The sequence below is a fragment of the Prauserella shujinwangii genome (assembly GCF_003001955.1).
Taxonomy (GTDB): domain Bacteria; phylum Actinomycetota; class Actinomycetes; order Mycobacteriales; family Pseudonocardiaceae; genus Qaidamihabitans; species Qaidamihabitans shujinwangii.
Genome location: NZ_PVNH01000002.1, coordinates 467763 through 480178, shown reverse-complemented (window position 1 = coordinate 480178; position 12416 = coordinate 467763). Strand labels below are relative to the sequence as shown.

At 73.4% G+C, this 12416-nt stretch carries 8 protein-coding genes; 2 read left to right on the top strand and 6 right to left on the bottom strand.

Features of this window, described 5'->3' with window-relative positions; genetic code table 11:
• Window positions 1–19: 19 nt before the first annotated feature.
• Complete coding sequence (locus tag B0I33_RS05640; RefSeq protein WP_106177448.1) at window positions 20–3241, bottom strand: S8 family serine peptidase; 3222 nt, start codon at window positions 3239–3241, stop codon at window positions 20–22.
• 372 nt (window positions 3242–3613) lie between these two features.
• Here B0I33_RS05640 and B0I33_RS05635 point away from each other — a divergent pair, with 372 nt between their 5' ends.
• Complete coding sequence (locus B0I33_RS05635) at window positions 3614–4399, top strand: metal-dependent hydrolase (protein ID WP_106177447.1); 786 nt, start codon at window positions 3614–3616, stop codon at window positions 4397–4399.
• A gap of 7 nt (window positions 4400–4406) precedes the next feature.
• Here B0I33_RS05635 and B0I33_RS05630 read toward each other — a convergent pair whose 3' ends face one another.
• Entirely contained in the window at window positions 4407–4988 is a 582-nt protein-coding gene (locus tag B0I33_RS05630) for a TetR/AcrR family transcriptional regulator (RefSeq protein WP_106177685.1), read from the bottom strand.
• A 129-nt stretch (window positions 4989–5117) separates the two neighbouring features.
• Between B0I33_RS05630 and B0I33_RS05625 the strand changes: the two genes are divergently transcribed.
• Window positions 5118–6338 carry a lipase family protein gene (locus B0I33_RS05625; RefSeq protein ID WP_106177446.1) on the top strand — a complete coding sequence of 407 codons (1221 nt, stop codon included), beginning with the start codon at window positions 5118–5120 and terminating at the stop codon, window positions 6336–6338.
• A gap of 42 nt (window positions 6339–6380) precedes the next feature.
• Here B0I33_RS05625 and B0I33_RS05620 read toward each other — a convergent pair whose 3' ends face one another.
• Genes B0I33_RS05620 through B0I33_RS05605 form a run of 4 tightly spaced genes read right to left on the bottom strand, consistent with a single transcriptional unit; the run spans window position 6381 to window position 12331 of the window.
• Window positions 6381–7526 (bottom strand): type III PLP-dependent enzyme, encoded by a 1146-nt coding sequence (locus B0I33_RS05620; RefSeq protein WP_106177445.1) that lies wholly within the window; start codon window positions 7524–7526, stop codon window positions 6381–6383.
• Entirely contained in the window at window positions 7519–9213 is a 1695-nt protein-coding gene (locus tag B0I33_RS05615) for an IucA/IucC family protein (protein ID WP_106177444.1), read from the bottom strand. The genes B0I33_RS05620 and B0I33_RS05615 overlap by 8 nt, the downstream gene beginning before the upstream one ends.
• Window positions 9210–10757, bottom strand: a complete 1548-nt coding sequence (locus B0I33_RS05610; protein WP_106177443.1) for an IucA/IucC family protein — start codon at window positions 10755–10757, stop codon at window positions 9210–9212. Before B0I33_RS05610 ends, B0I33_RS05615 begins: the two co-directional genes overlap by 4 nt.
• Window positions 10754–12331: an IucA/IucC family protein gene (locus B0I33_RS05605; protein ID WP_106177442.1), complete on the bottom strand. Its 1578-nt coding sequence runs from the start codon at window positions 12329–12331 to the stop codon at window positions 10754–10756. The genes B0I33_RS05610 and B0I33_RS05605 overlap by 4 nt, the downstream gene beginning before the upstream one ends.
• Window positions 12332–12416: the final 85 nt, after the last annotated feature.

The window sequence follows — 12416 nt, the reverse complement described above, 5'->3', positions numbered from 1 at the left end:
TGACATTCCGTGGACCGGATCAGCCGGTGACCGACTCGACGATCACCGTGCCGCTGCCGATCCGCTGGTTCTCCGCCGTGCGCACGGTGACGAGCCCGCGCAGCACGCGACCGTCACCCGGCTGGGCCTGCGCCGTGACGGTGCCCGGCACCGTCCAGGTCGCGCCCTCCGGGCGTACCTGGTCGGCGTCGTCCACCGCGATCGTGCCGAGGCCGGGCGCGGCGAACAGGTCCAGGTAGTCGAACTCCGTGCTGCCCGAGGGCACCGCGTAGCCGTCGATCACGATCCGCCACTCGCCCGCCGCCGGGTCCGGCACGGTCACCGACTCCTCGGAGTCGCCGTCCGCGTCGTAGTCCGCCAGCGCGCACGACCCGCTCGTGCAGTCGTAGACGAGCAGGTCGAGGTCCGCGCCGACGTCGGAGGTGTTGCCGATCGTCGCCGTCAGCGCGGTCGAGCCCGCGGGCACCGGGACGGTGAACTCCGTGGTCCCGCCGTCGGCGATGGTCGGCCGCTCGATGCGCGCGCTGTCGAGCGGGCCGCCGGTGAGCCTGCCGGTGAACTCGCCGAGCTCGTTGGTGACCGTGTACTCACGGTCCACCGGCTCGCCGAGCGGGGCCTCGGCGATCACGTCCGGGTCCGGGCTGACCGTCGTGCCCTGCACCGACGCCGTGATCGACCACGGCGCCACCGGCACGTCCGAGGTCCGGCGTGCCTCGATCACGATCTCCCACACGCCGGGCATCGGGTCGGTGACCACCCTGCTCGTCGGGGTGCCACCGGCGCAGCCGCCGCCCGCGTCCGGGTTGAAGCAGTTCAGCGACGAGTTCGAGTCGATCGGCACGCCGGTCGGGTCGTACCGGAGGAACCGCACCTGGCCCTCGCCCGGCGGGCCGCCCGCCGCCATCTCGACCTTCAGCGAGCTGGCGTCCTCGGGAACGCGGACGAACACGCTGGTCGCCTGGTTGCGGCCGATCTCGCCGGAGGCCCGCACGCGGAACTTGTTGTCCGAACCGAACTCCATCGGGGCGAACACCGAGTTCATCGTCTGCACGTCCACGCCGACCGTGCGCGGGTCGTCGAGACGCAGCAGCGCCGAGTGCGTGCCCGCCGCCTTCGGGTGCACCCGCACGTCGAAGGTCACCGGCTGGTTCAGTGGCAGCCGCACGGACCTGGCGCTGGAGAACGTGCCGTCGTTGCCCACCCAGCGCGCCAGGTAGGTCACCGGACGGTCGGAGCCGCTGGTCCGCGTGAGCGTGTAGGTGCGGGTGTACGCCTTGCCGACCGTGACGCCCTCCCGGTCGTGGATGCCGACGCCCGTGTTCGGCGGCTCCAGCTGGTCGGACAGCACCGTGTGCACCGGTACCGATGTCGTCACGGCCGCCCGCTCGCCGCGGTTGACCTGCAACGCCAGCAACGCGGTGAACGTGTTGATCAGGCCGGCGCCCTGCGCGTTGGCCTCGATGCCGTCCACGAAGCGCGCCGTGGAGGCCAGCGCGTTGCGCAGCGCGGTCACCTTGGGCCGTTCGCCGCGGTGGGTGGCCTTGAACGCGCTCACCAGCAGCGCCGCCGCGCCGGTGGCCTGCGGTGCGGCCATCGACGTGCCGTTGAACATGGCGTAGCCCGGCGGCAGCTCGTACGTGCCGGGCACCGGGCCGCCCGCCTGCCACGGCGGGATCGTGGAGATCGCGGCACCGGGGGCGACGAGCGTCGGCTTGAAGCCGCCGTCCTCGCGCGGGCCCCGCGACGAGAACGGGTGCAGGGACTCGGCGACCGGCGACTCCGATCCGTAGTTCGACAGCCAGGTGTCGTCGGTGATGTAGGAGCCGACGCTGACCGAGTCGGTCGCCACCGAGGGGTCGCCGACGGAGTTGGCGCCCGCGCCGCTGTTGCCGGCGGAGATGAACAGCTGCACGTTGTAGGTGTCGATGATCCGGTTGTACAGCTCGGCCCTGGCGTTGTTGCCGTCGTTGAGCGCGGGCAGGCCGCCGATCGAGATGTTGACGACGTCCGCGCCGTGCGTGGCCGCGTACACCACGCCGTCGATGAGGCCGCTGGCCGTGCAGGACGGCGTGGAAAGGCACGCCTTCACCGACATCAGCTTCGCCCCGGGTGCCGCGCCGTCCATCCGGCCGCCGAACAGGTCGTTGCCCGCGGCGATGCCCGCCACGTGCGACCCGTGCGCGCCGCCGGCGAGGCCGAGGTTGACGAAGCCCTCGCGGTCGGTCTGCACGACGAACGCCATCCGCTCGGCGATCGCGGTGTCCGGGTCGTCCGTGCCGAAGTGGCCGACGTCCTGGTTCACCCGGTAGTCGATCATGGCCTGCTCGTCGGTGAAGTCACCGTTGCCGTTCAGGTCGACGCGCACCTGCTTGGACGCGGTGTCCTGGAGGACGCCCCACGTGTCGGTGCGGTCGCCGTCCCGGTTGACGTCGCCGCCGGTCTCGCTGGCGGCCGAGCCGAGGTCGCCCGCGGTCTCGGCGAACATGCCGAAGACGAACTCGCCCTCGCCGGGGGCGGTCCACTCGCGGCCCGCCGCGGTGAACGTGCCGGAGTAGGTCTCGCCGGACATCGGGACCCACGTGCCGTCGCCCGAGTTCGGGGCGTTCGCGGTGTACCAGTCGACGATCTTGCGCTCACCGGTGCTGGTCTTCGCCAGCGCGGGGTGATCGAGGTCGACGCCGGTGTCGAGGATGGCGATGGTGGTCCCCCGGCCGTCCCAGAACGGGAACACGCCGCCGAACTGCGCCGCCTTCGTGTCGCCCGTGGGCAGGTACGGGTTGACGCGCGGGGTGTCCGCGCCGGGGGCGGGCTGCGGCAGCGGGTCGATCGCGCCGACCGGTGCCGGTTCGTCCCGCTTCACCAGGCCGTCGATGTCCACGGCGTCCACCGAGCGGAGCTTCGGCGCCCGCTCGGCCTGGTCGATCGGCACGGTGACCTTGAGGTAGTCCAGCTTCTTGTCCGTGGACTGCACCTCACCGCCAATCGACCGGAGCTCGCCGGCCGCGGCCGCGGCGCGCCCTCGCTGCGCCGCGACGAGCAGGGTGACCTCGCGCTTGCCCTGGTTCTCCGCCTGGGTGAGGCGGGCCCGGTCCTCCTGGTCGAGCTGGCGCTCGTCACCGGGTTGCGGTGGCGGTTCCTCCTGGGCCGCCGCGTGGGGCGCGGCGAACCCGAGTACTCCGACCGTTCCGGCGAGTGCCGCCGCACCCGCTCGTCTCAGCCATCGTGTTCGTTGCTCTGTCACTACTTTCGACCTCCCGGTTGGGTGCAGGGAGCATCTCAAGAGACTTCACAGATGTTTCACTTTCGGGTGAAACCCCAGGAAATTCCCTACTTTCGTAGGGGCCCGGCGGGCGCTGTGCCTTCGCCACGCACCCAATGCCACATTCGGCGCCCGGGCGCGCCCGATGTGGCGTTCGGTGCGCCCGCCCGTCTCCCGCCGCCCGGCCGGAGGCGCTGGGCGGCGCTGTGCCTCCTCCACGCACCCAATGCGGCGTCCGGTGCACTGAACGCACCCAATGCCACATTGGGTGCACTGGGCGCACCCAATGCCACATTGGGGAGCCCCCGGCGCGTCGTTGATGATCTTGAGCGTGGGTCGGGGAGACTGCGGCGCATGATGGGTCGCACGCACGCGCTCACCGGCTGGTGCGCCGGGCTGGCGCTCGCCCCCGCGGTCGGCATCGCCTCGCTCTCCCAGGCGGTCGTGTTCGCGGCGACCACCGCGGGTTTCGCGCTGCTGCCGGATCTGGACCATCCGGGCGCCCGGGCGTCGAAGCTGCTCGGGCCGGTCACGGGAGCGCTGTCGTGGCTGCTGCGGAAGGCGTCGTCCGGCTTGTACGCCGTGACGAAGGGGCCGCGGGACGAGCGGCACTCGGGCACCCACCGGCACCTGTCCCATACCGTGCTGTTCGCGGCCGCGCTCGGCGGGGCCACCGCCGCCGGGACCGCGGCCGGTGGTCCGTGGGCGGTCGCCGCGGTCGTGCTGTTCGGCCTGCTGCTCGCGGAGGACGCGCTCGGCGACTGGCTGCTGCCCCTCGGCGGCGCCGCGGTGGTGTGGTGGGTCTACCAGAACAGTCCCGGTGCGCTGGCGGAACTCGACGCCGTCTCGGGGCTGCTCGGCATCGCGGTCGCGGCGGGCTGCGTGACGCACTGCCTCGGCGACGCGCTCACCGAGTCCGGCTGCCCGTTCCTGTTCCCGCTGCCGATCGCGGGCGAGACGTGGTACGAGCTGCGCCCGCCCTCGTGGCTGCGGTTCCGCACCGGCAAGGGGGTCGAGAACGGGCTCGTCTTCCCCGTCTTCACCGTCCTCGGGGTGGTGCTGGTGCCCGGCGTGTGGCCCGCGCTGGTGGCCCTGGCCGAGACCGTGGCGGGCACGCCCGCCCCGCAGGCCGGGGACTGAGCCGGAATCAGCGCAGCCGGGCGAGGACGTCCGGGGCCTGGTTGTACAGCCGGAGGACCCCGCCGACGGTGAACTCGGTGAGCAGGTCGATGAGCGCGTCCCGGTCGGCCGGATCGCCGGTCCGGTGCAGGTCGACCAGCGCCTCGGTCATGGCGAAGTACAGGGTCACCAGCGCGGTGTCGGCGCGCCCCGGTTCGACGCCGTGTGCGGCCCACCGCTCGCGGCTGGCCGCCGTGTAGACCTCGGCCAGCCGCGAGCGCAGCCGGGTGAGCGCGGGGATGCCCGTCCGTTCGGCCTCCTGGAGCACGGGCAGCGCGTCCGGGTGCGCGGCGACGAAGTCGAACATCGTCGCGTAGTTGCGGTGTGCCCAGGACCTCAGGTCGAGGTCGGCGTCGCCGGACGCGCGGGCCGCGATCGTGCGGTACGCCTGCTCCTCGACGTCGGCGACCGCCTCGCGGAACAGTGCGGCCTTGTCGCCGAACTGCTCGTAGACGGACTGCCGGGTGAGCCCGGCCCGGCGGGCGACGTGCTCGATCGTGGCGCCCTGGACGCCCTGCTCGGCGAACAGCGCACGCGCGGCGCGCAGCACGAGCGCCCGCTGCTCGGCCACGGGCAGCCTGCGGGGCCGTCCCGGACCCCGCGATCGGAGGGTTGACATGTGTGTCGCCTCACCTCGATTCTTTTTCCGACAATGATGTCGGAAATATGCGGAGCGGATATGCGTCTGGCGCGCCGGCGGCTCACGGCCGTGCTCACGTCGATCCTCGGTCTCGTCGCACTCACGGTCGGCGCGGCACCCGCCGGTGCGGCTGACTTCTACGATCCGCCGTCACCGCTGCCGCCCGGCGACGACGGCGCCATCATCCGGCACGAGCCCGCCCGGTTCTTCCTCGACCCGGTCAGGCTCGTCCCGGCACCTGCCCGCGTGCAGCGGATCATGTACCGCAGCACCGACACCCACGGCGAGCCGGTCGCCGTGACCGGCACCGTGCTCACCCCGCACACGCCCTGGAGCGGACCCGGCGAGCGCCCGGTCATCGGCTACGCCCCGGGCACGCAGGGCCTCGGCGACCAGTGCGCGCCGTCGAAGGCGATGGCGATGGGCACCGAGTACGAGGGCCCGTTCCTCGCCGGGCTGCTCACCCGCGGCTACGGGGTCGTGGTCACCGACTACGAGGGCCTCGGAACGCCGGGCGTGCACACCTACGTCAACCGCCGGGCCCAGGCCCACGCCCTGCTCGACGGGGTGCGGGCCGCCCAGCGGCTGCCCGAGGCGGACCTGCCCGACGCGGGCCCGGTCGCCCTCGCGGGGTACTCGCAGGGCGGCGGCGCGTCGGCCGCGGCGGCGGAGCTGCAGCCCGCCTACGCACCCGAACTCGACCTGGTGGGCGCCTACGCGGGTGCCCCGCCCGCCGACCTTGCGGCCGTCGCCGCCGCCCTCGACGGGCAGTACGCCGTCGGGTTCCTCATGTTCGCGGTGGCGAGCATGAACTACGCCTACCCGGAGCTGGACATCCCGGCCGTGCTCAACGACAAGGGGACCCGGGTGCGCGAGCAGGTGGAGCGGGAGTGCACAGCGGACGCGCTGCTCCACCACGCCTTCACCCGCACCGCGGACCTCACCCGGGACGGCAGGCCGATCACCGCCTACCTCGATGCGGAGCCGTTCGCGCCGGTGGTCGAGGAGCAGCGGATCGGCACCACCGCCCCTGGGGTGCCGGTGCTGGTCACGCACAGCGCGACCGACGACATCGTGCCCTACGCCCAGGGCCGCGCGATGGCCCGCGCGTGGTGCGCCGACGGCGGGACCGTCCGGTTCCGGACCCTTTTGACGCCCACCCACGTCGGTGGGTACGTCGCGTCGATGCCGCTGGCGTTCGCGTGGCTGGAGGGGCGCCTGCACGGCAGGCCGGCCCCGGACAACTGCGGAGCCTTCTGACGCCTCGTGAGTGAGAAACGTCGTTCTCACCACGTTTCTCACTCACGAGGTGAAGTGGTGCTCCGGGTGCGGGTGGCTGAGGAAGTCGTGGTGCGAGATCTCCCAGCCGTACGCACCGGCGTAGCGGAACTCCAGCAGGTCACCAGGGCGCACCCGGGGCACCACCACGTCGCGGGCGAGCACGTCCTTGGGGGTGCACAGCTCGCCGACCACCGTGACCGGCTCGTCCGCGAGCTCCGGCCGGGGACCGGGCAGGTCCCATTCCGCCCGCGGCAGCACCCGGAACGGGTGGCTGTGCCGCCACGAAGCGGGCAGCCTGAAATGGTGGGTGCCGCCGCGCACCAGCACGAACGCCGTGCCGCGGGTGCGTTTCACGTCGAGCACCTCGGTGAAGTACGAGCCGCACGCGGCGACGAGGAACCGCCCGCACTCGAAGTCGATCTCGCCCCAGTGCGCCGGAAACGTCGCCAGGAGCCCGGCGAGCCCGCGCGTGAACCCGGTCCAGTCGAACTGCGCGCCGAGATCGGCGTAGTTCACACCGATGCCGCCGCCGACGTTGACGACCTCGCAGCGCAGGCCGTACTCCGCCTCCCAGGCCAGCACCCGGTCCCGGTACAGCTCCAGCATCGCCAGGTGGGCCGGAGGAGACAGGTTGTTCGACAGCGAGTGCAGGTGGAACCCGGCGAGGCGGAGCCCCGGCAGCTCGGTGGCCGCGCGCACCGCCTCGGGCAGGGCCTCCTCGTCGATGCCGAACTGCGTGGGCGCTCCCGCCATCGCGATCGTCGCCTCGGGGAACGGGCCCGCGAGGTTCACCCGCAGCAGGACGTCCGCCGTCCGGCCGAGCCGCCGCGCCACGGCGGAGACCCGACGCAGTTCCAGCACGCTCTCCACGTGCAGCCGGGTGACGTCCGCCCGCAACGCGGCGGCGATCTCGCTCTCGGTCTTGGCCGGTCCCCCGAACAGCACGGACACGTCCGCGCCGACCGCCCTCGCCTTCGCCAGCTCGCCGCCCGAGGCGACCTCGAACCCGGCGACGTGCGGCGCCAGCGTGCGCAGGATCGGGGCCGCGCTGTTGGCCTTCATCGCGTAGTACATCCGGCACCGCCCGGGCAGCGCGGCGACCACCGCGGCCGCGTGCGCGGCCAGGCCGTCGAGGTCGTAGACGTACCGGCAGACCGGTTCACGCATGGCAGGACAGCGGGTTCGGCACGGAGTGCAGCCGCAGCTCGGTGTCCGGCAGCAGCCTGCGTGTCGTCAGCTTCTCCACGGCGACCGTCGGCTTGCCGATGTCGAACACGGGCTCGGGAATCCGCCGCAGGTGGCGCCGGATCGGCTCCCGCACCACCGCCCAGAAGTCCCGTTCGGGAAAGCCGTAGTGATCGGCGAGGCTGTTGCCCAGCTCGCCGACGTTGACGAAGAACAGGGCGTCGAGGAGGAAGTCGGTCACCAGTTCGGGGTCGTCGGTCTCGACGAACGAGTTCCGGTTGCCGTGCCGCGCCGGGGTGGCCCGCAGCGGCGGGCAGCGGTCCGGGTCCGCGAGGTGCGCCCGGGAGAACCGCACCCCGTCGTGGAAGTCCCGCAACGCCACCCGTGCCGGCATACCGCCGCGGTGCACGAGCACCACGTTCTGGGCGTGCGCCTCCAGCGCGATCCCGTGCGCGCACAGCAGGTGCACCAGCGGCACGAGCGTCGCCTCGGTGAGCGCCCGCAGCCACGGCACGATCCCGTGCGCCCGCAGCCAGTCGTCGATCAGCGGCGTGCCGTCCGGCCGGACCGAGGTGAGCCCGGTGAACGGCATCGCGCGCTCGTCCCGGCCCAGCCGGGGCGGCAGGCTCTCCCGCCAGATGCACGCGAGGGTGCCGTAGGTGTCCTCGTGCAGCAGGTCCGTTCCGGAAGGGGGCACCACCGCGGTGCCGAGTACCTCGGTGAGCAGGAGCACGCGGTGCTCGTCGCGCAGCACCGGATCCTCAGCCACGACGGCGCGCAGCCAGTCGGAGATGAGCGGTGCGTTGTGGACGGTGTGCGGTGCGAGCACCCGGCTGGTCGAGGTGTTCACCATGGACAGTGCGAGTTTGAGGTAGGGCCGGGCCGGGTCGTCCGCGCACGACAGGGTGCGAACCGACTGCTGCGCCCGGAACGTGTGCCGGTCCTCGCCGAGCACCCGCAGGCTGCCGTCGTGCAGCTCACCGGCGAACGCGCGGGCGACGTGCTCGCGCCACTGCCACGGGTGGACCGGTACGGGGGTGAACCCCTCGGGCACGGGGCCGCACTGGTCGCGCAGGAACGCGGCCTCGTCGATCGAGCCGGAGGCGGTGACCTCGGCGATGTCCCGGCGCACGGCGAGCCACAGCGGCCGCACGGGCCGGGCGAACTCGGGGCCGAACGCGAGGTGGTCGGCGAGGTCGAAGCCGATCCGCGACTTGTACGCCGGGTGGTAGCGGTGCCCCTCGGTGATCGCGCTCTCCAGCTCGTCGTAGTCCGCGTCGGCGGCCGTGCGGGTACGGCCGTGCTCGGCCACCGCGTCCTTGACGACCGTCTCCTCGAGCTCCCTGGCGAACCGGGCGAGCAGAGCGGGCTCGGCGTCGAGCCGGTCGCGCACCTCCTCCAGGAACCGCGTGACCGACGTGGCCGCGACGCCGTCGCGCAGGACGGGTTCCGGCCCGAGCGCCACCCGGTCGAAGCCGTACCTTCGGCTTGCGGTGAAGGTGTACCGAACCCCGCCCGATCCGTCTACTGTGTACTCTCCGGATCCGGTGGCGCGGGCCCGCAGCGATCCCTCGTACAGCAGGGACTCCACCAGCTGGCGGAACACCCGGTGGCGTACCCGGGACAGGCCGGGCGAGGTGAGCGCGCGCTGGACGAGATCGTGGTTCATGGGCGCTCCCGCAGCGGGTTGGGGACATCGACGTAGCATGGCGTCTCGCCGCGCTCGGTGAACCTGCTCACCAGGTTGGCCTTCGCGGGCAGCACGGAGTAGGCGAGCAGGCCGGCGGCGGCAGGGCAGTCCGCGAGCGTGTCCCGCGCCACCGCCCACAGCCGCCGCTCACCGGCCCCCGTGTGGTCGCCGAGCACGTGCACGAGGTGCCCGAGGTGGTTGGTCACCGCGTGGTAGCGCAGCCGTTGCCACGCCTCGGCCTCCTCGTACAGCGCCGGGCTGTCCGGCGGCACGACGTGGTGGCGCAGCCGCTTCCGGCTGACCGCCGCGCCCTCCAGATCCCGCACCCAGAACCGCACCGGCCAGCCGTCCTCGGTGCACAGCAGGGAGTTCTGCACGTGTGCCTCGAACGCGAAGCCGTCGGTGGCGAACACCGACAGCAGCGGAACGAGGGAGATGCGCAGGTACCGGCGCAGCCACTCGGCGACGTCACCCGCGCGCCGCACCAGTCGGCCCAGCCGGTCCGGGTGCTCCAGCAGGCTCGCCAGCACTTCCGGCGCCTGCCCGTTGTGCGCGAACGGGTTCTCCCGGTACAGCACGGCGAAGTCCGCGGCGAGCCCGGCGCCGACCCGGTCCGGGTCGAGCGTGCGGAACCCGGTCTCCCGCAGGACCCCGAAGCCGGGATGGCGGGGGAGCAGCTCCGCCAGCCGGGCGGCGTCCGTGGCCCGGCGCACCTGCTCGACCGGGTTGTTCCGGACGAAGTTCGTGATGCGCACGCCCAGCGGGAGCTTCCAGCACGTGGGGAAGGCCGGGTCGCACACGGTGCGGACCGACGAGGTGGGGTGCACCGGGCCGCCGAGCGGGCCGAGTGGCCGCAGCGTCCCGGAACGCACGAGGTCCGCCACGCCGGGCCGGGCGAGCAGGTGCCGCGCCTGCCACGGGTGCGCGGGCAGCGGCAGGAAGCCCGGCGGCACGCGGGCCGCGACATCGTCCGGCACCCACGGGCCCGGTGCCACCCGCACGTCGAGCAGCAACTCGGGGGCCACCGCGAAGTAGTGGAGCACGAACTCGGCCCCCAGTTCCGGGGCGTACCGGGCGAGATCGTCCGGCGTGAAGCCCTCGCTGCTCTTCGGGGTGGGGTGGAACGGGTGTCCGAACAGGACGGACTGCTCGGCGTGCCTGGTCCGGGCGTGCGGGTCCGCGGGCGCCCGCGCGGGGCGGCAGGCCAGGTAACGCGCGGTGTGCGCGATGCTGCTCGCCACCGCGCCGGCGAGCCGTTGCGCGCCTGGGAAGCCGGTCAGCGCCTCGACCTCGGCGAGCAGGGCGGTGACGAACCCGGTGTGGCCCGGCTCGGTGTCCTCCGCGTACTCGTGATGGCCGAACGCGCAACGGTGCCGCACCTCGACGGTGAGCGCACGGCCCGTGCACGGCAGGGTGAGCCGCCAGCGGCCCTCCGGCACGTCGTGGACGCCGGTCTCCCGCAGGTAGGCGTTGAGCAGCCGCTGCCTGGCGGCGCGCCGGGCGGTGCGCAGCGCGCCGGTCATACCGCGCGCAGCGGGTTGGGCACCCGGCCGGTGGCCGCGGGCATGCTGACCCCCGCCGAAGGGCCCTGCCGCAGCAGCGGGCCGAGCACGTCGCGACCAGGCCACTCCGGTTCCCGCAGCAGCAGCCGTTCCACGTCCGGCGGTAGCGGGATCCGGCCGAGGTTCGTCCGCAGGGCCTCGCGCAGCCGCTGCCAGAACACCCGCTCGGCGAGGCCATGGTGGCGGGCCAGCGCGTCGGCGACACCGTGCAGGTTCACCTGGAGGCCGAGCGTCTGCAGGTAGCCGACCAGCTCGGTGCCGGAGTCGAGGGACAGCGACTGCGGTGCGCCCGGCCGGACCCGGTAGCCGGGGTCGGGCACGCCGGCCGAAGCCATCCACCGTGGACAGAGGCGCACGGTGTCGTGGTCCCGCAGCACGAACCGGACGGGCGCGCCGTCGCGCAGGGTCACCAGCACGTTCTGGCCGTGCAGCTCGGGCAGCACCCCGTGCCGCAGGAAGCCCAGGGCCATGGCCGTGAAGCCGAGGGCGAGGTCGTGGAAGAACGCCAGCGGCCCGCGTGGCGCCAGTACCCCGAGGCTGTCCCACTCGTGCGCGGCCAGCGCCGCCATCGGGACGGTCACGGTGCCCGGCGGGGTGCGGGGGTAGCCGCGCAGCTGCGCGGCCAGCTGCCCTGGCCGGTCGGCGAACTCGTCGCCGTCGATGGCGCACCATGAGCGCTCGTCGCAGATGGCGACCAGCTCGCGCAGCGGCCGGTCGCGGTCGAGCAGGCCGCGCAGCAGGTGTTCGGCGCGCTCGCCGTTGCCGAGGTAGCGGGGCGGCAGCAGACGCGCGGAGCCGAGCGTGGCGATGCCGAGCGGAAGCTTCACGTGCCTGGCCGGATCCGGGGTGGCGAGCGTGCGCAGCGACGCGGTCGGCGTGCACGAGCCCGCCGCCTCGGGAAGCGGTGTGACGATCCCCGCGTCCAGCTCCGCGGCGAACTCACCGGGCAGCACGTGCTCGAACTGCCACGGGTGCACCGGGATCAGCACGCGGCCATCCGGGGCGGCGGGACGTTCGCCGCGGAGCAGGACGTCCGCGAGCCGTCGCGAGTCGGCGCCACCACCGAAGCGCACGTGCGCCGGGTCGACGGCGACCCAGCGCAGCGGCAGGGGTTCCCGGCGCAGCGGCCCGTACTCGGCCAGGTCGGCACGCGTCCAGCCCGCGGCCGCCCGCGCGGTGGGGTGGAACGGCCGGTTCCGGGTGGCGGCGAGCCGTTCACCCGCGAGCAGCCCGACCGGCGTGAGGCCGTGCCGGGCATCCAGCACGACCTTGGCGTGCTCGACGGCCGTGCGGACATCGGCGGCGACCCGCTCCACGTGCGGTTCGCCCGCGGCGACGAGCCGGAGCAGCTCGTCCGGTGCGACCTCCCGGTCGCCGTACCACACGGGACCGCCCGCGTACCGGACCGGCTGCAGCCCGTCGCCCTCGCGGACCCGGAAGGCGACCTGGCCGACCCGGTAGCCTTCCCCGGCCCGCACCCCGTCGGCGAACCCGAACAGCCGCTCCCGGACCAGCGTGTCCACCAGGTCCCGCATCACCAGCTCCGAGGGGCAGTGAAGGCCACCTTCACTGCGTTCAACGCACTGAAGGTGGCCTTCACTGCTGAGGCCGCTGCCCACC